Source organism: Paraburkholderia monticola (genome assembly GCF_001580545.1).
In the GTDB taxonomy this organism is placed as follows: Bacteria; Pseudomonadota; Gammaproteobacteria; order Burkholderiales; family Burkholderiaceae; genus Paraburkholderia; species Paraburkholderia monticola.
Map to the genome: position 1 here is coordinate 67,955 of NZ_LRBG01000004.1, position 19,735 is coordinate 87,689.

Annotated in this window: 20 protein-coding genes; 15 read left to right on the forward strand and 5 right to left on the reverse strand. The window is 66.5% G+C overall.

The annotated features are described in order from the left end of the window. Positions 1–69 precede the first annotated feature (69 nt). Both CI15_RS05235 and CI15_RS05240 read left to right on the forward strand, forming a co-directional pair. Positions 70–1,758 carry an isovaleryl-CoA dehydrogenase gene (locus CI15_RS05235; protein WP_062124993.1) on the forward strand — a complete coding sequence of 563 codons (1,689 nt, stop codon included), beginning with the start codon at positions 70–72 and terminating at the stop codon, positions 1,756–1,758. 107 nt (positions 1,759–1,865) lie between these two features. Beyond that, complete coding sequence (locus tag CI15_RS05240; RefSeq protein WP_062124995.1) at positions 1,866–3,284, forward strand: coniferyl aldehyde dehydrogenase; 1,419 nt, start codon at positions 1,866–1,868, stop codon at positions 3,282–3,284. Positions 3,285–3,889: 605 nt separating this feature from the next. Here CI15_RS05240 and CI15_RS05245 read toward each other — a convergent pair. The 5 genes from CI15_RS05245 to fliE form a co-directional block, all read right to left on the reverse strand. Next, entirely contained in the window at positions 3,890–4,228 is a 339-nt protein-coding gene (locus CI15_RS05245) for an EscU/YscU/HrcU family type III secretion system export apparatus switch protein (protein WP_062124997.1), read from the reverse strand. Further along, the gene (gene fliK / locus CI15_RS05250) at positions 4,228–5,646 is read right to left on the reverse strand and encodes a flagellar hook-length control protein FliK (protein ID WP_062124999.1); all 1,419 of its coding nucleotides are present in this window, start codon (positions 5,644–5,646) and stop codon (positions 4,228–4,230) included. The genes CI15_RS05245 and fliK overlap by 1 nt, the downstream gene beginning before the upstream one ends. A 104-nt stretch (positions 5,647–5,750) precedes the next feature. Next, positions 5,751–6,077 carry a flagellar protein FliT gene (locus CI15_RS05255; RefSeq protein WP_062125001.1) on the reverse strand — a complete coding sequence of 109 codons (327 nt, stop codon included), beginning with the start codon at positions 6,075–6,077 and terminating at the stop codon, positions 5,751–5,753. Then, positions 6,074–6,508: a flagellar export chaperone FliS gene (gene fliS, locus CI15_RS05260; protein WP_062125003.1), complete on the reverse strand. Its 435-nt coding sequence runs from the start codon at positions 6,506–6,508 to the stop codon at positions 6,074–6,076. The genes CI15_RS05255 and fliS overlap by 4 nt, the downstream gene beginning before the upstream one ends. Before the next feature lie 294 nt (positions 6,509–6,802). Then, the gene (gene fliE / locus CI15_RS05265) at positions 6,803–7,138 is read right to left on the reverse strand and encodes a flagellar hook-basal body complex protein FliE (RefSeq protein ID WP_062125005.1); all 336 of its coding nucleotides are present in this window, start codon (positions 7,136–7,138) and stop codon (positions 6,803–6,805) included. A gap of 236 nt (positions 7,139–7,374) precedes the next feature. Here fliE and fliF point away from each other — a divergent pair, with 236 nt between their 5' ends. The 13 genes from fliF (at position 7,375) to fliR (ending at position 19,703) form a co-directional block, all read left to right on the forward strand. Continuing rightward, positions 7,375–9,162, forward strand: a complete 1,788-nt coding sequence (gene fliF / locus CI15_RS05270; RefSeq protein ID WP_062125008.1) for a flagellar basal-body MS-ring/collar protein FliF — start codon at positions 7,375–7,377, stop codon at positions 9,160–9,162. Then, entirely contained in the window at positions 9,152–10,147 is a 996-nt protein-coding gene (gene fliG / locus CI15_RS05275; protein WP_062125010.1) for a flagellar motor switch protein FliG, read from the forward strand. Before fliF ends, fliG begins: the two co-directional genes overlap by 11 nt. After that, a complete protein-coding gene (fliH, locus tag CI15_RS05280; protein ID WP_062125012.1) occupies positions 10,140–10,823 on the forward strand; it encodes a flagellar assembly protein FliH in 684 nt (227 codons plus the stop codon). The genes fliG and fliH overlap by 8 nt, the downstream gene beginning before the upstream one ends. Continuing rightward, the gene (gene fliI / locus CI15_RS05285) at positions 10,817–12,412 is read left to right on the forward strand and encodes a flagellar protein export ATPase FliI (RefSeq protein ID WP_062125014.1); all 1,596 of its coding nucleotides are present in this window, start codon (positions 10,817–10,819) and stop codon (positions 12,410–12,412) included. Before fliH ends, fliI begins: the two co-directional genes overlap by 7 nt. A gap of 17 nt (positions 12,413–12,429) precedes the next feature. Further along, the gene (gene fliJ / locus CI15_RS05290; protein WP_062125016.1) at positions 12,430–12,879 is read left to right on the forward strand and encodes a flagellar export protein FliJ; all 450 of its coding nucleotides are present in this window, start codon (positions 12,430–12,432) and stop codon (positions 12,877–12,879) included. A 61-nt stretch (positions 12,880–12,940) separates the two neighbouring features. Next, the gene (locus CI15_RS05295) at positions 12,941–14,485 is read left to right on the forward strand and encodes a flagellar hook-length control protein FliK (protein WP_062125018.1); all 1,545 of its coding nucleotides are present in this window, start codon (positions 12,941–12,943) and stop codon (positions 14,483–14,485) included. A 727-nt stretch (positions 14,486–15,212) separates the two neighbouring features. Further along, entirely contained in the window at positions 15,213–15,713 is a 501-nt protein-coding gene (gene fliL / locus CI15_RS05300; RefSeq protein WP_062125020.1) for a flagellar basal body-associated protein FliL, read from the forward strand. Positions 15,714–15,771: 58 nt separating this feature from the next. Then, the gene (gene fliM / locus CI15_RS05305) at positions 15,772–16,770 is read left to right on the forward strand and encodes a flagellar motor switch protein FliM (protein WP_062125022.1); all 999 of its coding nucleotides are present in this window, start codon (positions 15,772–15,774) and stop codon (positions 16,768–16,770) included. Beyond that, positions 16,763–17,227, forward strand: coding sequence for a flagellar motor switch protein FliN (gene fliN / locus CI15_RS05310; protein WP_062125024.1), 465 nt, complete (start codon positions 16,763–16,765; stop codon positions 17,225–17,227). The genes fliM and fliN overlap by 8 nt, the downstream gene beginning before the upstream one ends. Continuing rightward, complete coding sequence (gene fliO / locus CI15_RS05315) at positions 17,224–17,754, forward strand: flagellar biosynthetic protein FliO (RefSeq protein WP_062125025.1); 531 nt, start codon at positions 17,224–17,226, stop codon at positions 17,752–17,754. The genes fliN and fliO overlap by 4 nt, the downstream gene beginning before the upstream one ends. Next, positions 17,754–18,563 (forward strand): flagellar type III secretion system pore protein FliP, encoded by an 810-nt coding sequence (gene fliP / locus CI15_RS05320; protein ID WP_062125027.1) that lies wholly within the window; start codon positions 17,754–17,756, stop codon positions 18,561–18,563. Before fliO ends, fliP begins: the two co-directional genes overlap by 1 nt. Positions 18,564–18,606: 43 nt before the next feature. Continuing rightward, on the forward strand, positions 18,607–18,876 hold the full coding sequence (fliQ, locus tag CI15_RS05325; protein WP_062125029.1) for a flagellar biosynthesis protein FliQ: 270 nt from the start codon (positions 18,607–18,609) through the stop codon (positions 18,874–18,876). A gap of 44 nt (positions 18,877–18,920) precedes the next feature. Further along, complete coding sequence (gene fliR, locus CI15_RS05330) at positions 18,921–19,703, forward strand: flagellar biosynthetic protein FliR (protein WP_062125031.1); 783 nt, start codon at positions 18,921–18,923, stop codon at positions 19,701–19,703. The last annotated feature ends 32 nt before the right edge of the window (positions 19,704–19,735 follow it).

Consider the following 19,735-nt stretch of genomic DNA (forward strand, 5'->3'; position numbering starts at 1 on the left):
CGCCTCGACATGCAGCGCGGAACGCCGTCGGCAAACCGGCGCACAATAGACAAAGCACGGAGACAGCAGATGGAACGGCACGGCTTCGGTCAGACTCACGAGGTGACGAATCAGACACCGCCGCTCGCAGACTACAACCTGTTCGCGAGCGATGTCGCGCTTTGCGCAGCCGTCGAACGCGACGGTGCGCAGTGGCATCGCGAGGCGCTGCTGCGGCACGGCGCGGCCCTCACGACGCCCGATACGCTCGTGCTCGCCGAGCTCGCCAATCGCCACACGCCGGAGCTGGTCACGCATAGTCCGCGCGGCGAGCGCATCGACGCGCTCGAGTTTCATCCGGCGTGGCACGCGTTGCTCACGCTGCTACGCCGCGAAGGGCTGCACGCGCTGCCGTTTTCCGATCCGCGAAGCGGCGCGATGGCCGCGCGCTGCGCCGGCTACTTCATGCATGCGCAGATCGAATCGGGCTCCCTGTGTCCACTGACGATGACCTTCGCGAGCATCCCGGTGTTGCAGCGCGAACCCGCGCTGTTCGCGACGCTGCGCGAGCCGCTGTACACGCGCGAGCACGATGCGCGCGACGTGCCGCTCACGCAGAAGCGCTCGGCCATGATCGGCATGGGCATGACCGAGAAACAGGGCGGTTCGGACGTGCGCAGCAACCAGACCCGCGCGCATGCGCTCGACGGCGCCGGCGGACGCGGCGGCGCCTACCGGCTCATCGGTCATAAGTGGTTTTTCTCGGCGCCGCAGTGCGACGCGCACCTGGTGCTCGCGCGCACCGACACGCACGAGGGGCTGTCGTGCTTTTTCGTGCCGCGCTTCGCGCCCGACGGCAGCAAGAACGCGGTGCAGATCCAGCGTCTGAAGGACAAGCTCGGCAATCGCTCGAACGCAAGCAGCGAAGTCGAATTTCTCGACGCATACGGCGTGATGATTGGCGATGAAGGACGCGGCGTGCCGACCATCATCGAGATGGCGAACTACACGCGGCTCGATTGCGTGATCGGCAGTGCCGCGTTGATGCGCGCCGCGCTCGTGCAGGCGATTCATCATGCGCGGCATCGCAGCGCGTTCGGCCGACACCTCGCCGAGCAGCCGCTGATGCGCAACGTGCTCGCCGATCTCGCGCTCGAATCCGAGGCGGCGACCGTGCTGTTCATGCGTCTCGCGCGCGCCTTCGAGGACTCCGCGGATGCGTCCTCGGCGACGTCGGCCGAACGCGCTTGGCGGCGCATCGTGACGCCGGCGGCGAAGTACTGGATCTGCAAACGCGCACTCGAATTCACCGGCGAGGCGATGGAGGTCTGGGGCGGTAACGGCTACGTCGAAACCGGGCCGATGGCGCGCTTCTATCGCGAGGCGCCGGTCAACTCGATCTGGGAAGGCTCGGGCAATGTGATGTGCCTCGACGTGCTGCGCGCGATGGAGCGCGAGCCGCAAGCCGCGCAAGCCCTGTTCGCCGCATGGCAAGAGGTCGCGCGCGCGCATCCGGCGTTGGGCGCGGCGCTCGCTCGGCTCGCAGCGGCGCTGAACGGGCCGGCGGAGCAACGCGAGGCATCGGCGCGCCGCATCGCGCAGCAGATCGTGCTGATCGCGCAAGCGACGCTGCTCGCGCAACACGCGCCGGCCGATGTCGCCGATGCGTTCATCGCGACACGTCTCGCCGACGGCTGTGGGGAAAGCGGTCGCGTGTACGGCACGCTGCCGGCCACGTTCGATCACGCGGCGATCGTCGAACGCGCGTTTGCCGCCTAAGCGCGGCGCCCACGCAAACGCGGCGCACACTGCGCGCAATACCGACGCCAGCTCAAACCAATAAGCGCGTTCGACGCGCATCGTCATCGATCTGGGAGTGGACTCACATGAAGCACGATCTGCCGGAGGTCGCCGCGCTCGAAGCGTTGCTGCGCGATCAACGTCACGCGTACCTGCGCGCGCCGTATCCGTCATGGGACACGCGCGCGACCCATCTGCGCGCGCTGCGCAAGCTGATGCTCGACAATCGCGACATACTCGCCGACGCGATGCACGCGGACTTCGGCAACCGCGCGAAGGAAGAAGTGCTGCTCGCCGAATTTCTGCTCGTGAAGGAAGAAATCGACGCCGCGCTGCGTCACGGGAAGCGATGGATGAAGGCGCAGCGCCGTCGCACCAACAAGTGGCTGCTGCCGGCGCGCGCGAAGGTCGTGCCGCAGCCGCTCGGCGTGGTCGGCATCATCGTGCCGTGGAATTATCCGGTGCTGCTCGCGGTCGGGCCGTTGATCAGCGCGCTGACGGCCGGCAATCGCGCCATCATCAAGATGTCCGAGCTGACACCGCGCACCTCGGCGCTATTCGAGCAGCTGATCGGCCAGACCTTCGCGCGTAATCACGTCGCGGTCGTCAACGGCGATGCGGCGCTCGCCGCCGCGTTCAGCGCGCAGCCGTTCGACCATCTGCTGTTCACCGGATCGACGAAGGTCGGCCACGAAGTGATGCGCGCGGCGGCCGAGCATCTGACGCCGGTCACGCTCGAACTCGGCGGCAAGTCGCCGGCGCTGATCGGCGCGCATGCGCGATTCGACAACGCGGTCGACAACCTGGTCGCCGGCAAGACGCTGAATGCGGGGCAGACCTGCATCGCGCCCGACTATGTGCTGGTGCCGCGCGGCAAGGAGCAAGCGTTCATCGAACGGGCGCGTGTGCGGATGGCGCGGATGTATCCGGACTTCGCGCAAAACCCGGACTACACGTCGATTATTTCGGCGCGGCACTTCGAGCGGCTCGAACGGCTGGCCGACGAAGCGAAGGCCGCTGGCGCGGAGTTGCATCCGCTGACCGACGCGACGCCCGATGCCGCGACCCGGCGCTTTCCGCTTGTCGCCGTGACCGGCGCGCCGGACGGATGCGCGCTGATGCAGGAAGAGATTTTTGGGCCGCTATTGCCGCTCGTGCCTTACGACACGCTCGATGACGCGATCGCGTGGATCAATGCGAGGCCGCGGCCGCTGGCGCTTTATCTTTATGCCGACGATGCGCGGACGGTTGAGCGTGTCACGCTCGAAACGATTGCGGGTGGGATGGCGGTGAACGAGACGCTGATGCATCTGGCGTGTGAGAGTTTGCCGTTCGGCGGGGTTGGGGCGAGTGGGATGGGGGCGTACCACGGGTATGAGGGGTTCGTTACTTTTTCCAAGATGAAGCCCGTGCTGATGCAGGCGCGCTTGAATGCGCGCGGGTTGATTTCGCCGCCGTATGGTGCGCGCGTGAACGCGCTGTTGAAGTTGATGATGAGGTTCTGAATTAGCCCTTGGGGCCGGGGGTGCCTTTTCTGTCGTTGTTCTGGCGGTGTTGGCCTTTCCTTGTTGTCTTATCGGTCTATTAGCGTTGCCCCTGTGCGGGGCGGCACCTACTTTCTTTGCTGCTGCAAAGAAAGTAGGCAAAGAAGACAGCTCAAACCGCCAGCTCATAAGTGGGCACCTCGGTACGCACACGGCAGTGGTGCATCTGGAATCCGTGCTCCCGCACATTCGACGGTAGTGACAAAGCCGTCATTCTTCCGGCGGCGCTACGCGCGCCGAAGTGTCCTTCCAAAACCGTCGGTTTGCCTGGCAGACCCGTCCGCGACGCACGCAGTGCGGAGTGGGTGCGGATGACGGCTTTGTCACCAAGGCGGAATGTGCGAAGACACAGATTCCAGATGCACCACTACCCCTGCCAAGCCAGGGGACCCGCTTAAGAGTTAGCGGTTTGAGCTGTCTTCTTTGCCTACTTTCTTTGCAGCAGCAAAGAAAGTAGGTGCCGCCCCGCACAGGGGCAACGCTAATAGACCGACAAGACAACAAGGAAAGGCCAACACCCCAAGAACACCAACAAAAAAAGGCACCACCCTGCCCAAAGGGTACCCCTACTCCCGCACGTCAGTGGCCACAACATCAACCACATCCCGCGCGCCAGCGCCATCGCCCGGCTCGGCATCCGCCCGAGCCTCCAGCCGATGCAACCACGCCAACAACTCGGCGACAGCCTGATACAGCTGCGGTGGAATCCGCGCATCCAGATCGACCTGCATCAGCAGCGACACCATCTCGGGCGCCTCGTGCACATACAGCCCCGCTTCCTTCGCGCGCTGCACGATCATCTCGGCGAGCAGCCCATACCCCTTCGCGACAACACGCGGCGCGGGCTCGCCGCCATGAGCGTCATACACGAGTGCAGCCGCGCTGCGGCGATGGGTGCGGCTCATCAGATGTCCCAATCGAAGTCGTCGCGCGACGCGGTGCTCGACGCCGCCGCCGCCGTGACAGCCGCTGCCGCCGACCGCGCATACGCCGACGCCGCCTGCGCCCCCGCCGCCGAGCCACCGGCGGCCGCACCCGGCACCCCGCCGCCGATCTCCCGGATCGTCAATCCCTGTAGCTCGATCCCCGCCGCCATCAGCCGCTGACGGAAATCGTCGCCCTGCGTCGCGAGCCGGGCGGCGCCCCGCGGGCTCGCCTGCACGCGCGCACTGAGCCGCATGCCGGTCAGCGTCAGTTCGGCGTCGACGGTGCCGAGCGTCGGCAGCGACAGCGTCAAGCGCGTGCGCCACGGCTGGTCGTCCTCGCTCGCGAGGCCGCCGCCGCTGCGGTCCCATTCGTCGCCGTCCTGCTCGATCGTCCAGTCGAGTCGCGCCCCTGGCCACGCCTCACCGGTCCAGCGAAACTGCCCGGTCGCGAGCAGATCGAGTTGCTGGCGCACGAGCGGCACGGTCGCCGGATGCACCGCCGCCGCCATCGCCTGCGCACTCTGCGACGAACCGGCCTCGCCCGCCTGCGGCGCCCCGCTGTGCAGCCCCGCGTGCGTGGGCTGGCCGTTCAGATCGGATACCGAGTTGGCCAGCAGTTCGCCCGCGACGAGGCGCGCGGCCTGCGCAGTCAGGATCGACGGCATCGCGTGCGCGGCGGGATTGTTCTCGGCAGCGTTAGGCGTGCCAGCCGCCTGGCCGTTCGGTGCGCCGCGCGGCGCGCCGTCCGGTGCGGCGTTCGCCGAAGCGGACCACGCGTTCGCGGCGCCATCGTCGGTGCCCCAGTCAAGCGGCAATTGCGACTGTGCAACGAGCTGGTTCTGCGCCTCGTTCGCCAGCTCGGCCGGCGCGCGCTGACCGATCAGCCAGGCGGCGAGATGGGCCTCGTAGAACAGGCCGCTGTCGGCGACCGTTTGTTCGAGCGCGGCCGCGAGCGCCGCGACCGGCACTTCGGTCGCCGCCACGCTCGCGGTGACGTTGGCAGCAGCGTTGGGATTGGTATTGGGAGCAGCGGAGGAATTGGCGGCAGCGGCATTGCCCGCTGCGGCATCCGCCGCATCGATGAGCGGCAAGCTCTCGGCGGCGACGGCGACGTCGAGCGCCGGCGCGGCCGCCCAGATCGGCGCGCGGCCGAGCACGGCGGGTGTCGCATCGCCGCCTGAGCGGGCGATCGCATTCAGTGTCAGCGCGACGGCCGACAGCGCGGTTTGCGCGGACGGCTGCGGCGCGGGCGTCGCGTTCAGGGGCGCCGCGGTAGCCGCGGTATCGACGCCGGCGGCGCCAGTCTGCGAGGTGGTCGAGGTTCCCGGCGCGATGCTGAGCAGGCTGTCGATCCGGCTCGACAGCACTGAAGCGAGGGCCGTATCGATTCCGTTCATGCCGGTTCCTTGGTCGCATCGGCGGCAACCCGCGCGATGCTCTGATTGCTCCGATCCTTCAGACGCGCGCGGCGCGGCGCCAGCTCAGATGCACGCGCCCACACTCAGCGTGCTCCGTACAGCTCCTTCAGCACACGCGTCGGCCGGCCGGCGAACAGCGCCGACAGATGCGCCATGCGCGGATTCGCGAGGTCGCGGATCGCGGCATCGTCGGCGAGGATCTGGCGGATCAGCGCGTATTTGCGCAGGCGTTCAGCCTCGTCGAGCTTGACGCCCACGTCGGCTTCCCGCAGCGCTTCGACCAGCTGCCGGTACTCCTCCTGCAGGTCGACCAGGTCGTTCCACAGCGCACGCCGGGCCGCCATCAGCATGCGGCAGGACAGCGAGGCGACCGCTTCATAGCGGGCAAAATATTCTGCGTTCGATGTCATCTCAGGCTTTCCGCGGCTGGCTGGGCTGCCATCCGCGCGACCTCCGGGGCAATCCCGATCCATGCCTCTTCGAGCGTCGCGAGCAGTCCGTCCACTTCCACGAGCATCGCCTCGCTCTGATTGATATTTGCTTGCAACAACCGACGCGCCATATAGCTGTACAACGCGTTGAGCCGTCCCGCGATTTCGCCGCCCACTTCCAGGTTGAGCGACTGCTGCAGCCCGCTTTCGATGATCCGGATCGCCTTGCTGATTGCCATGCCACGCTCGGCCACATTGCCCTGCTGCAAATGCAGGCGGCTTTGCGCGATCGCCTGCCGCGCGCCCTGATACAGCAACACGATCAGACGATGCGGACTCGCGCCCATCACGGATGTCTCGATGCCGACACGCGCATAGGCGTTGGCTCCAGCGTGGCCCGGGGAAAACATCGGCGCTCCTCCTCTGATACTGACTGCGGTTTAGTCGTGGCGTGGCCGCGCGGCGCGTCACCGCGCCGGTCGCCGACCTGTAATTTGGTTATCGGATCCGCAACGACAAAGCTTTAGTCCGGTGTAAGGAGGAGCAGGAGCGCCGCTGGGCGCGCACAGGGACGCGGCACGCAGCCGCCGGCGCAAAGGCCGGCTGCTGCGTGCCGAACGTCGGAGCGTCGGAGCGTCGGGCGGGCTGATGCAGACCTGCACGCAGACCTGCAAGCAGGCCTGCGCAAACCCGCGCGACGCCGCTCAGATCGACAACTGCGCGATGTCGTTGTACGCGGCGACGAGCTTGTTGCGAACCTGCAGGCCGAACTGGAAGCCGATGTTGGCCTTCTGCATGTCGACCATCACGTCGTTCAGCGACACGTTCGACGAACCGAGTTCGAACGCCTGCGATTCGCCGATCGCCGTCTGCTGGTCGCTGCTGATCTTGTCGAGCGAGGCCTTCATCGCCGCCGCGAAGCTGGTGGGTGTCGCCGCGCCGGACTGCTCCGCCGCCGGGCTCGCACCGCCGGCCGCCTGCGCCGCCATCGCCTGCATCTGTTGCAGCGCCGACGATAGCGCGTTCACGGGCATGGTCATGTTTTCTCCGTTGAATGTGCGATCGGACCGCCGGAAGGTGTACCGATCTGGACGAAAGCATAGCAGCGGCCTCTCGCGGAAAGTCCCGAAACTAGGGGGGAAACCCTGCTCTATTCAAGCAATCGGGTTGAGCGGCGCTGCGGATAATTTCAAACGTGAAAGTCTCTGTCCGTCCGCCGAGCCTCGGCGCGGCATCACGGCAGAACGCCAAGGCATCCCCCGGAGAAACCCGACGCATGGATTCGTCAGCCAACTCGTTGATCAACCCCGACGCCCGCATGGGGCTCGCCGGCGCGCAGCCCGCGGCCGCTCAGCCCGGTAGCGGCCAGGCCGGCGGCACCGCCGACCTCGGCGGCCTCGGTGGTATCGGCGGCAATTTCGGTCAGCGTCTGTCAGGGCTCGCGCAGATGCGCGGCAACCCGCGCGCGCCGCTCGTGTTCGCGGTTGCGCTGCTGGTGGCGGTCGTCGCGGGCCTGTTCCTGTGGTCGCGCTCGCCCGACTACAAGGTGCTCTACAGCAATCTGTCCGACCGCGACGGCGGCTCGATCATCGCCGCGCTCCAGCAGGCAAACATTCCGTACAAGCTGTCCGACAGCGGTGGCGCGATCCTCGTGCCGGCCGAGCAGGTCCACGAGATGCGCCTGCGCCTCGCCTCGCAGGGTCTGCCCAAGAGCGGCTCGGTCGGCTTCGAGCTGATGGACAACCAGAAATTCGGCATCAGCCAGTTCGACGAGCAGATCAACTATCAGCGCGCGCTCGAAGGCGAACTCGAACGCACGATCGAATCGATCTCGAGCGTCAAGTCCGCGCGCGTGCATCTCGCGATTCCGAAGCCGAGCGTGTTCGTGCGCGACAAGGAACCGCCGTCGGCGGCCGTGCTTGTGAACCTGTATCCGGGCCGCGTGCTCGACGAAGGCCAGGTGGTCGCGATTACGCACATGGTGGCGTCGGCGGTGCCGGAAATGCCGGTGCGGGGCGTGACGATCCTCGACCAGGACGGCAACCTGCTCACGCAGCCGAGCAGCGGCAGCGGGCTCGATGCCACCCAGCTGAAGTTCCGCCAGCAAATCGAGCGCAACACGCAGCAGCGCATCGACGCGATCCTCGCGCCGCTGTTCGGCGCCGGCAACGCGCGCTCGCAGGTCAGCGCCGACATCGACTTCTCGCACAGCGAACAGACCTCGGAGAACTACGGCCCGAACGGCAATCCGCAACGGGCCGCGATCCGCAGCCAGCAGCAGAGCAGCGCCACCGAGATGTCGCAAGGCGGCGCTTCGGGCGTGCCGGGCGCGCTGTCGAACCAGCCGCCGCAGCCGGCGTCCGCGCCGATCGTGGCCGGCAACGGTGCGAGCTCGGTCGCGACGACGCCGGTCAGCGATCGCAAGGATTCGACCACCAACTACGAACTCGACAAGACCGTGCGCCACGTCGATCAGCCGATGGGCGGCATCCGCCGGCTGTCGGTCGCGGTGGTCGTCAACTATCTGCGCGTCGTCGACCCGAAGGGCCATGTGACGATGCAGCCGGTCAGCGCCGACAAGCTCGCCCAGATCACGCAGCTCGTGAAGGACGCGATGGGCTTCGACGAGTCGCGCGGCGACTCGGTCAACGTAGTCAACAGCGCGTTCAGCACCGAGCTCGACCCGAACGCCGACCTGCCGTGGTGGCGCACGCCGGACATGCTCGCGCTCTACAAGCAGATCGCGACCTACCTCGGCATCGGCGCGGTCGCCCTGTTCCTCTACTTCGTGATGGTGAAGCCGGCGCTGCGCCGCGCGTTCCCGCCGCCGCCCGAGCCGGTTGCCGCGCTCATGTCGCCCGACGAGCCGGTGCTGCTCGACGGCATCCCGGCCGAAGAGCGCGATGGCGCGGTGGTCGACATCGAAACGGACAGCGAGACGCTCGCGCTCGAAAACGCGAAGCACAAATATGAGCGGAACCTGGAGTTCGCGCGCAGCATCGCGCGTCAGGATCCGAAGATCGTAGCAACCGTCGTCAAGAACTGGGTGTCCGATGAGCGCTGAAGGCGTAGTGAAAAGCGCGCTGCTGCTGATGTCGATCGGCGAGGAAGAGGCGGCGCAGGTGTTCAAGTTTCTGGGCCCCCGTGAGGTCCAGAAGATCGGCGTCGCGATGGCCGCGCTGAAGAACGTGACCCGCGAGCAGGTCGACGAGGTGCTGCAGGAGTTCGTGAAGGAAGCCGAGCAGCACACCGGCATGTCGCTCGATTCGAGCGAGTACATCCGCTCGGTGCTGACCAAGGCGCTCGGCGACGACAAGGCCGGCGCGATCATCGACCGGATCCTGCAGGGCAGCGACACGAGCGGTATCGAGGGCCTGAAGTGGATGGACTCGGCGGCTGTCGCCGAACTGATCAAGAACGAGCATCCGCAGATCATCGCGACGATCCTCGTGCATCTGGACCGCGATCAGGCCTCGGAGATCATCGCCTGCTTCACGGACCGTCTGCGCAACGACGTGCTCCTGCGGATCGCGACGCTCGACGGCATCCAGCCGGCCGCGCTGCGCGAACTCGACGACGTGCTGACCGGCCTCCTCTCCGGCAGCGACAACCTGAAGCGCAGCCCGATGGGCGGGATCCGCACGGCGGCCGAGATTCTCAACTTCATGTCGAGCAGCCACGAAGAAGGCGTGCTCGAAAACGTGCGGCAGTACGACGCCGAACTCGCGCAGAAGATCGTCGACCAGATGTTCGTGTTCGAGAACCTGCTCGACCTCGAAGACCGTGCGATCCAGCTGCTGCTGAAGGAAGTCGAATCCGAGGCGCTGATCATCTCGCTGAAGGGCGCGCCGCCCGCGCTGCGTCAGAAGTTCCTCTCGAACATGTCGCAGCGTGCGGCCGAGCTGCTCGCCGAAGACCTCGACGCGCGCGGCCCGGTGCGCGTGTCCGAAGTCGAGACGCAGCAGCGCCGCATCCTGCAGATCGTGCGCAACCTGGCCGAGAGCGGGCAGATCGTTCTAGGCGGCAAGGCGGAAGACGCGTATGTCTGATCCGAACGCCCCGGCAAAGGAAAGCCTCTCGGCCTACCAGCGCTGGGAGATGGCGTCGTTCGACCCGGTCCCGCCGGCGCCGCCGCCGCCCGAGCCCGAATTCGACGAACGCGCGTTCGAAGCCGAACTCGAGCGCCGCCGCGAAGCCGCGCATGCGCAGGGCGTCGCCTCCGGTCATGTGGCCGGCCAGGCGCTCGGCTATCAGGCCGGCTACGACCAGGGGCACGCGCAAGGTTTCGCGCAAGGCCAGACCGAGGCACGCGAGGAAGCGATGCGACTCGCCGCGCTCGCTGAAACCTTCAAGACCGCGCTCGATGGCGCGCAGCATGCGATCTCCGAAACGCTGATCGCGCTCGCGCTCGACATCGCGCAACAGGTCGTGCGCCAGCACGTGCAGCACGATCCCACCGCGCTGATCGCGGCCGCGCGCGAAGTGCTCGCGGCCGAGCCCGCGCTCGCCGGCGCGCCGGCGCTGATCGTGAGTCCCGCCGATCTGCCGGTCGTCGAGGCGTATCTGCTCGAAGAGTTGCAAACGCGCGGCTGGACCGTGCGCACCGATCCGGCGGTGGAGCGCGGCGGTTGCCGCGCGCAGGCCGGCACCGGCGAGGTCGACGCGGGCATCGACACGCGCTGGCAGCGCGTCGCCGCCGCGCTCGGCAAAGTGAGCACGTGGTGAAGCCGACGCTCGCCGAGATCCGCGCCAGCGACCTGACGCCGCTCGAACGCGAGCTCGCGTTGGCGTCGTTCGGCGCCGAGGCGCTGGCCGATGTCGAGCCGGTCAGTCCAGCCGAAATTGCGGATGCGGCCGCGCCCGTTGCGGTGCTGGCGCATCCCGCGCCAGGCGCCGCGCCGGACCACACGCCGCACCTGCCGCCCTACGATCCCGCGCTCGACATCAATCCCCACATGCAAGTGTGGCGTGGCCAGCTCGACGCGCTGCGCGCGCGCAACGCGATCGCCAAGCCGCTGCGCGCGTGCGGACGTCTGACCCGCGCGGCCGGTCTCGTGCTCGAAGCGGTCGGCCTGCGCCTGTCGGTCGGCGCCGAAGTGATGATCGAACTGCCGCCCGGCAGCTCGTTGCCGATGGCCGAAGCCGAAGTGGTCGGCTTCTCCGGCGACAAGCTGTTCCTGATGCCGACCACCGAAGTGATCGGCCTGCTGCCCGGCGCGCGCGTGTTTCCGCTCGAAAGCGCGCCGATCGCCGATCCGCTCGCGGGCGCCAAGCGTCTGCCGGTCGGCTGGGAATTGCTCGGCCGCGTGCTCGACGCATCGGGCCGTCCGCTCGACGGACTCGGCCCGCTCGGCACGAGAACCGACGCACCACTGTCCGCGCCGGTCATCAACCCGCTCAATCGCGAGCCGATTCACAAGGTGCTCGACGTCGGCGTGCGCGCGATCAACTCGCTCCTGACCGTCGGCCGGGGACAACGCATGGGGCTGTTCGCGGGCTCGGGCGTCGGTAAATCGGTGCTGCTCGGCACGATGGCGCGCTACACCAGCGCCGAGGTGATCGTGATCGGCCTGATCGGCGAACGCGGCCGCGAAGTGAAGGAATTCATCGAACAGATTCTCGGCGAGGAAGGTTTGGCGCGCTCGGTCGTGATCGCAGCTCCTGCCGATGTGTCGCCGCTGTTGCGGATGCAGGCCGCCGCGTACTCGACCTCGCTCGCCGAATACTTCCGCGACCAGGGCAAGCACGTGCTGCTGCTGATGGATTCGCTGACCCGCTACGCGATGGCGCAACGCGAGATCGCGCTGGCCGTCGGCGAGCCGCCCGCGACCAAGGGCTATCCGCCTTCGGTGTTCGCGAAGCTGCCGGCGCTCGTCGAGCGCACCGGTAACGGCCCGGCGGGCGGCGGCTCGATCACCGCGTTCTACACGGTGCTCACCGAAGGCGACGATCAGCAGGACCCGATCGCCGACTCGGCGCGCGCGATTCTCGACGGCCATATCGTGCTGTCGCGCTCGCTCGCCGAAGCCGGCCACTACCCGGCGATCGATATCGAAGCGTCGATTAGCCGGGCAATGACCGCGTTGATCGACGAAAACCACCTGAATAAAACGCGTATGTTCAAGCAGATGCTGTCGCGCTATCAGCGCAACCGCGATCTGATCAACGTCGGCGCGTATTCGAGCGGGCGCGACCAGGTGCTCGATCGCGCGATTGCGCTGTATCCGCGGATGGAAGCGTTCCTGCAGCAAGGCTTTCGCGAATGCGCGAACTTCAAGCCGAGCGTCGACATGCTGAACGCGCTGTTTGCCTAGGGCCGAGGAGGCTGACGATGTCGAAACACTTTCCGATCAAGACACTGATCGGTCTCGCGCAGGACGACGTGGACGCCGCCGCGCAGCGACTCGGCCGCGCGCAGCGCGAGCGCAACGACGTACAGGCGCAACTCGATGCGCTCGTGCAGTACCGCGACGAATACTACGCGCGCTTCACCGCGAGCGCGCAGTCGGGCATGCCGGCCGGCAACATGCGCAACTTCCAGGCGTTCATCGACACGCTCGACTCCGCGATCGAGCAGCAGCGCAAGCTGCTCGTCACGGCGAGCGCGCGCGTCGAGGCGGCGAAGCCCGACTGGCAACGCCAGAAGCAGAAGCTCGGCTCGTACGAAGTGCTGCAAGCGCGCGGCGAAGCGGCCGAGGCGAAGGTCGCCGCACGGCGCGAGCAGCGCGACGCCGATGAATTCGCGGCGCGGATTCTGCGCATGCGTGCCGACGGCGCGTGAGGCGTTGCCTCGCGGCTAAAGCCTGAACGCATACCCGTTTGACAGATTCACAGGATTTCTTATGTCGCTTCTTTCCCAGATCGGCTCAGACCTGAGCGCATTGCTCGGCACGGGCGGCAACGCGTCGAGCGCTGCCGCGAACGCCGCGGCCAGCTCGAGCTCGTTCGCGCAGACCTTGCAGCAGAGCATCGACCAGCAGAACAGCGCGAATCAACAGCAGGCGAGTTCGTCGACGCCGCCGAGCGCGCCTCCTGCGTCGCGACCCGCGCCCGCTGCCTCGCAGCAGAGCGCGAGCAGCAGCCAGAACGGCAGCGGCGCGGCGAACGGCAGTGCGTCGTCCACCTCGTCCGCCTCGTCCGCCCCGTCTACTTCGTCCGCGACGTCGCCGACGCAAACGCAACAGGCCTCGAACGGCCAGACGAGCACGACGCAGGCGCAGCAGGTCGGCAAGAAGGCGCAGACCGACGCCGGCGCGCTCGCCGCCGCGGCGGCGGCCGTGCAGGCTCAGGTGCAAGCGCAGGCACAGGCTGCCGCCAACAACGCCGACACGAACGCGACCAGCACGACCGATGCGGCAAGCGCCGCCACTGATGCATTGAGCGCGCTGGCCGGCACGAGCGCGACCGCGCTCACGGCCACCGCCACTGCCGCGGCCGGCAAGAAAGGCGCGGTCGATCCGAAGACCTTGCAGGATGCGTTGCACAGTGCGCTGTCCGCACTGGCGAGCGGCCAGGGCGCGGTGCCTGCGCAGGCGCTCGCAAGCGGCGCGGCAGTGAAAGCCGCGAGCGTGTCGAACTCGGCGGGCGGCCTGGGTGGCACGAAAAACGGCTTGAACGCCACCTCGGACGACAAGACGGCGAGCAACGGCCTGTTCGGCGACGGCAAGGCCGCCTCGACCACGCATACGACGCTGACGACGGCGACGGCCGCCGCGACCGCGCTGGCCGATCCATCGACAGCGAAATCGGCCGCCGATGCGCTGAGCGCCGCGGCCGCGACGAGCGGCCAGGCGGACAACCTGGCGTCGGCGCGCAGCGCCGCGGATGCGGCGAACGCCGCGCTGGCCGCGACGCAGGCGGCCGCGAATGCCGCGAGCACGACGGCGGCGGTGCAGAGCACCGGCAACGCGAGCGCGGCGGCGGCTGCGAACGCGCTGACGCCGCAGGTCGGCACGGGCGACTGGGAAGACGCGCTGAGTCAGAAGGTGGTGTTTTTGTCGAACGCTCATTCGCAGAGCGCCGAGCTCACGCTCAATCCGAAGGACCTGGGGCCGTTGCAGGTCGTGTTGCAGGTTGCGGATAACCATGCGCATGCGCTGTTTGTTTCGCAGCACCAGTCGGTGCGGGAGGCGGTTGAGGCGGCGTTGCCGAAGCTGCGCGAGGCGATGGAGTCCAATGGGATTGGGTTGGGGAGCGCGAGTGTGAGTGATGGGTTTGCCCGGCAGAGCGGGCAGCAGCAGGGCGCTGGCGCGGGTGGGTCTGGAGGTAAGGGGGGCAGTGGCGGCAGTGGTGGCGGTCTTGCCGGGGACAGCTCGGTGGACTCCGGCGATGCCGTTGGTAATGTTGCCGTGCGGCAGCAGGTGGGGTTGGTCGATACTTTTGCCTAAAGGGCTAGGTCTTTTTGGCGGTGTTCCTGGGGTGTTGGCCTTTCCTTGTTGTCTTATCGGTCTATTGGCGTTGCCCCTGTGCGGGGCGGCACCTACTTTCTTTGCTGCTGCAAAGAAAGTAGGCAAAGAAGACAGCTCAAACCGCCAGCTCATAAGTGGGCACCTCGGTCCGCACATGGTAGTGGTGCATCTGGAATCCGTGCTCCCGCACCTTCCGCGGTAGTGACAAGGCCGTCATTCTTCCGGCGGCGCTCCGCGCGCCGAAGCGTCGTTCCAAAACCGTTGGTTCTCCTGGCAGACCCGTCCGCGACGCACGCAGTGCGGAGTGGGTGCGGATGACGGCTTTGTCACTAGCGCGGAAGGTGCGGGAGCACCGACTCCAGATGCACCACTACCCCCTCCAAGCCAGGGGACCCGCTTAAGAATTAGCGGTTTGAGCTGTCTTCTTTGCCTACTTTCTTTGCAGCAGCAAAGAAAGTAGGTGCCGCCCCGCACAGGGGCAACGCTAATAGACCGATAAGACATCAAGGAAAGGCCAACACCCCAATAAGACAACAAGGAAAGGCCAACACCCCAGGAAAACCAGCCAGAAAAAAATTAAAAAAACACCAAAAACCTGAGATAGCCAGAAATAGCCCTTCTTTTCGACCCATAGCGCCGCAGGCAAATCAACAACAATCACCCTAACCCTTACTAGGCTAGCCGCAAGGCTAACAACCCACACCCCATGGCAACCACGACCGCCCCGCAACAAGCCGCGCCCGCCTCGCCGGGCCCCATGAAGCGCATCATCCTGATCGTCCTCATTGCGTTGATCGCCGCGGGCGCTGCCGGTGCGGGCGTGTGGTTCTTCATGTCGAAGCGCGCACCCGTCGCCGCATCCGCCGAAGCCGCGCCGGCGGCGCCCGCCGCGCCGCTGTTCTTCCCGCTCGAATCGATGACCGTCAACCTCCAGTCGGACGACGGCCAACAGCACTTCCTGCGCATCGGCCTCACGCTGAAGCTCGGCGACGCCGCTACCCAGCAGATCCTCACCGATCACATGCCGGAAGTCCGCAGCCGCATCCTGCTCGCGTTGTCGAACCATCATCCCGACGAACTCGCGCCGCTCGAAGGCAAGCGTGCGCTCGCCGAAGAACTGAAGACGCTGATCAGCGATCCGACCGAAAAGGGCTCGGCGCCGATCCGCGTGCAGGACGTGCTGTTCACCGAGTTCGTCGTGCAGTGACGTGACGTTGAAAAGCACTGCCATCATCAATCGCCAAGGGACGCACGAGGAATAAGCAATGGGCCACGAAGAGTTCATGTCCCAGGAGGAGGTCGATGCCCTTCTGAAGGGCGTCACCGGCGAATCCGACACGGAATCCGATCAAGGCGACCGCACGGGCGTACGCCCGTACAACATCGCCACGCAGGAACGGATCGTCCGTGGCCGGATGCCAGGCCTCGAAATCATCAACGACCGTTTCGCGCGCCTGTTGCGCGTCGGCATTTTCAACTTCATGCGGCGCTCGGCGGAAATCTCCGTCGGCCCGGTGAAGGTGCAGAAGTACAGCGAATTCACCCGCAATCTGCCGATCCCGACCAACCTGAACCTGGTCCACGTGAAGCCGCTGCGCGGCACGTCGCTGTTCGTGTTCGACCCGAACCTCGTGTTCTTCGTGGTCGACAACCTGTTCGGCGGCGACGGCCGCTTCCATACGCGCGTCGAAGGCCGCGATTTCACGCAGACCGAGCAGCGCATCATCACGAAGCTGCTCAACCTGACGTTCGAGCACTACACGGCGTCGTGGAAAAGCGTGCGCCCGCTGCAGTTCGAATACGTGCGATCGGAAATGCACACGCAGTTCGCCAACGTCGCGACGCCGAACGAGATCGTCATCGTCACCCAGTTCTCGATCGAGTTCGGCTCGACGGGCGGCACGCTGCACATCTGCATGCCGTACTCGATGATCGAACCGATCCGCGACGTGCTCTCGTCGCCGATCCAGGGCGAGGCGATGGACGTCGACCGCCGCTGGGTGCGCGTGCTGTCGCAGCAGGTTCAGGCGGCCGAGGTGCAACTGACCGCCGACCTCGCGCAGGTGCCGGTCACGTTCGAACAGATCCTGAACATGCGCAAAGGCGATGTTCTGCCGCTCAACATCCCCGAGCACATCACCGCGAAAGTCGACGGCGTGCCGGTGATGGAATGCGGCTACGGAATTTTCAATGGTCAGTACGCGTTGCGGGTCCAGAAGATGATCAGCGCAGCCGACACGATGAAGGAAGGTGGATATGAGTGACCTGAACGCAAAGCCCGAGACCGATCTCGCGGCAGCCGAGCAGCTCGCCGCGGGCGAGCTGTCCGCCGCGGAAGCCGACGCAGACATGGACGACTGGGCCAGCGCGCTCGCCGAACAGAACGGCAACGCCGAAATCAATCCCGCAGCGGGCGGCGTGTTCCAGCCGCTGTCGAAGGTCGAGCCGACCTCGACGCACAACGACATCGACATGATCCTGGACATCCCCGTCCAGATGACGGTCGAGCTCGGCCGCACCAAGATCGCGATCCGCAATCTGCTGCAGCTCGCGCAGGGCTCGGTCGTCGAACTCGACGGCCTCGCCGGCGAGCCGATGGACGTGCTCGTCAACGGCTGCCTGATCGCCCAGGGCGAAGTGGTCGTCGTCAACGACAAGTTCGGCATCCGGCTGACCGACATCATCACGCCGTCCGAACGCATCCGGAAGCTCAATCGATGAAACGTTTGGCTGGTCGCGGCGTGTTGCTCGCGGCGAGCGCCATGGCGCTCGTCGCATCGCGCGTCGCGTACGCCGCCGACATCAACGCGGTCAACAACGCGGCGAAGCTCGCCTCGGGTGTCGGCGCGGGTAGCGCGGTGCCCGCGCTCGGCGTCGGCGCGGTGCTGCAAACCTTCGTCGGACTCGCGGTCGTCATCGCGCTCGTGTTCGGCTGCGCGTGGCTCGCGCGCCGCTTCGGCCTGCAACCGGGCCAGCGCGGCGGCCTCGTGAAGACGATCGGCGGCGCTTCGCTCGGCGGCAAGGAGCGGGTCGCGGTCGTCGAAATCGGCGACACCTGGCTCGTGCTTGGCGCCGCGCCCGGCAACGTACGGCTGCTGCATACGATGCGGGCGGGGTCGGCCGCCGCCGATACGGTTGCCGCTTCTTCGCCCGCACCGCTTTCCGGCACCTTTGGTCAACGCTTTCGCGACGCCCTGAAAGGCGAAGTGGGCAAACGTTTCAACGCGCACGGCGGCGGGGATCGGTAATGCAGGTCAGTTTCAGGCAGTCAGGTTCCTTCTTCACGCTGGTGCGGCGCCTGTCGGGCGTGCTGCCCGCGGTGCTTTCACTCGCGCTGCCGGCGCTGCTGTTGGCGCTGCCGACACTATCGTTCGCGCAAACCGCCGGCCTGCCGGCCTTCACGACGAGCCCCGGCCCGAACGGCGGCACGACCTATTCGCTGAGCGTGCAGACGATGCTGCTGCTCACGATGCTGTCGTTCCTGCCCGCGATGGTGCTGATGATGACGAGCTTCACGCGCATCGTGATCGTGTTGTCGCTGCTGCGCCAGGCGCTTGGCACCACCACGACGCCGCCGAACCAGGTGCTCGTCGGCCTCGCGCTGTTTCTCACGCTGTTCGTGATGTCGCCGGTGCTCGACAAGGCCTATAACGACGGCTACAAGCCGTTCTCCGAAGGCACGATCTCGATGGACCAGGCGGTGTCGCGCGGTGTCGCGCCGTTCAAGACCTTCATGTTGCGCCAGACCCGCGAAAGCGACCTCGCGCTGTTCGCGCGCATCTCGCACGCGGCGCCGATGCAAGGGCCCGAAGACGTGCCGCTGTCGCTGCTGGTGCCGTCGTTCGTGACGAGCGAGCTGAAGACCGGCTTCACGATCGGCTTTACGATCTTCATTCCGTTCCTCATCATCGACATGGTCGTCGCGAGCGTGTTGATGTCGATGGGGATGATGATGGTGTCGCCGGCGACGATTTCGCTGCCGTTCAAGCTGATGCTGTTCGTGCTGGTAGACGGCTGGCAGTTGCTGCTCGGCTCGCTCGCGCAGAGCTTCGTCTGAGCCGCGCTAATCCCGTGACTTCTCCCGTTTTGAGGCACTCACGATGACACCCGAAGCAGTCATGACCCTGGCCCACCAGGCCATGTATGTCGGCCTCGTGCTGGCCGCCCCGCTGCTGCTGGTCGCGCTCGTCGTCGGTCTGGTCGTGAGCCTGTTCCAGGCCGCCACGCAGATCAACGAGAGCACCCTGTCGTTCATCCCGAAGTTGCTCGCGATCGCAGTCACGCTGGTGATCGCCGGGCCGTGGATGCTGACCACGATACTCGACTATCTGCGCCACACGCTCACCAGCATTCCGACGCTCGTCAACTGAGCGCCGCTGGCACGTCGACGCGCGCACTCTGCCCTCCTCGCCCCATGTTTACGGTCACCTACGCGCAACTGAACGTCTGGCTGACCGCGTTTTTGTGGCCGTTCGCGCGCATCGCCGCGCTGGTCGCGACGGCGCCGGTGTTCGGCAACACTTCGCTGCCCTCGCGCGTGAAAATCGGCCTTGCCGCGTTCACGACGATCATCGTCGCGCCGACCATCGGCGCGCTGCCGCAGGTCACCGTGTTTTCCGCGGCCGGCGTGTGGATTCTCGTCAACCAGTTCCTGATCGGCATCGCACTCGGCGTGACGATGCAGATCGTGTTCCAGGCGATCGACGCAACCGGCTACTTCATTGGCCTCGGCATGGGCCTCGGCTTCGCGACCTTCTTCGACCAGCAGGCGACCGGCTCGGGCGTCGTGATCTCGCGCTACATGACGACGATCGCAACGCTGGTGTTTCTCGCCGTCGACGGTCATCTGCAGATGATCGCCGCGCTCGTGACGACGTTCCAGTCGGTGCCGGTGTCGGCGAACCTGATCGCGCCGAACGGCTGGCAGACGCTCGCGAACTGGGGCGGATCGATCTTCTCGGCGGGGCTGCTGCTTTCGTTGCCGGTCGTCGTCGCGCTGTTGATCGCCAACCTCGCGCTCGGCATTCTCAACCGTGCGGCACCGCAGATCGGCGTGTTTCAGATCGGCTTTCCGCTGACCATGCTGGTCGGCCTGCTGCTCGTGCAGCTGATGTTGCCGAACATGATCCCGTTCTTCGTGCGGCTGTTCGATGGCGGCATCGACGAAATGGGGCGGATCGCGGCGGGGCTGAGGTAACCTCGCAGCCCTCCTCGCTGACCCTCAGGCAT

Excerpts from the sequence above, each read along its gene's own strand:
- CI15_RS05235 (WP_062124993.1), top strand. The coding sequence starts at position 70 with ATGGAACGGCACGGCTTCGGTCAGACTCACGAGGTGACGAATCAGACA.
- CI15_RS05240 (WP_062124995.1), top strand. The coding sequence starts at position 1,866 with ATGAAGCACGATCTGCCGGAGGTCGCCGCGCTCGAAGCGTTGCTGCGC.
- CI15_RS05245 (WP_062124997.1), bottom strand. The coding sequence starts at position 4,228 with ATGAGCCGCACCCATCGCCGCAGCGCGGCTGCACTCGTGTATGACGCT.
- fliK (WP_062124999.1), bottom strand. The coding sequence starts at position 5,646 with ATGAACGGAATCGATACGGCCCTCGCTTCAGTGCTGTCGAGCCGGATC.
- CI15_RS05255 (WP_062125001.1), bottom strand. The coding sequence starts at position 6,077 with ATGACATCGAACGCAGAATATTTTGCCCGCTATGAAGCGGTCGCCTCG.
- fliS (WP_062125003.1), bottom strand. The coding sequence starts at position 6,508 with ATGTTTTCCCCGGGCCACGCTGGAGCCAACGCCTATGCGCGTGTCGGC.
- fliE (WP_062125005.1), bottom strand. The coding sequence starts at position 7,138 with ATGACCATGCCCGTGAACGCGCTATCGTCGGCGCTGCAACAGATGCAG.
- fliF (WP_062125008.1), top strand. The coding sequence starts at position 7,375 with ATGGATTCGTCAGCCAACTCGTTGATCAACCCCGACGCCCGCATGGGG.
- fliG (WP_062125010.1), top strand. The coding sequence starts at position 9,152 with ATGAGCGCTGAAGGCGTAGTGAAAAGCGCGCTGCTGCTGATGTCGATC.
- fliH (WP_062125012.1), top strand. The coding sequence starts at position 10,140 with ATGTCTGATCCGAACGCCCCGGCAAAGGAAAGCCTCTCGGCCTACCAG.
- fliJ (WP_062125016.1), top strand. The coding sequence starts at position 12,430 with ATGTCGAAACACTTTCCGATCAAGACACTGATCGGTCTCGCGCAGGAC.
- CI15_RS05295 (WP_062125018.1), top strand. The coding sequence starts at position 12,941 with ATGTCGCTTCTTTCCCAGATCGGCTCAGACCTGAGCGCATTGCTCGGC.
- fliL (WP_062125020.1), top strand. The coding sequence starts at position 15,213 with ATGGCAACCACGACCGCCCCGCAACAAGCCGCGCCCGCCTCGCCGGGC.
- fliM (WP_062125022.1), top strand. The coding sequence starts at position 15,772 with ATGGGCCACGAAGAGTTCATGTCCCAGGAGGAGGTCGATGCCCTTCTG.
- fliN (WP_062125024.1), top strand. The coding sequence starts at position 16,763 with ATGAGTGACCTGAACGCAAAGCCCGAGACCGATCTCGCGGCAGCCGAG.
- fliO (WP_062125025.1), top strand. The coding sequence starts at position 17,224 with ATGAAACGTTTGGCTGGTCGCGGCGTGTTGCTCGCGGCGAGCGCCATG.
- fliP (WP_062125027.1), top strand. The coding sequence starts at position 17,754 with ATGCAGGTCAGTTTCAGGCAGTCAGGTTCCTTCTTCACGCTGGTGCGG.
- fliQ (WP_062125029.1), top strand. The coding sequence starts at position 18,607 with ATGACACCCGAAGCAGTCATGACCCTGGCCCACCAGGCCATGTATGTC.
- fliR (WP_062125031.1), top strand. The coding sequence starts at position 18,921 with ATGTTTACGGTCACCTACGCGCAACTGAACGTCTGGCTGACCGCGTTT.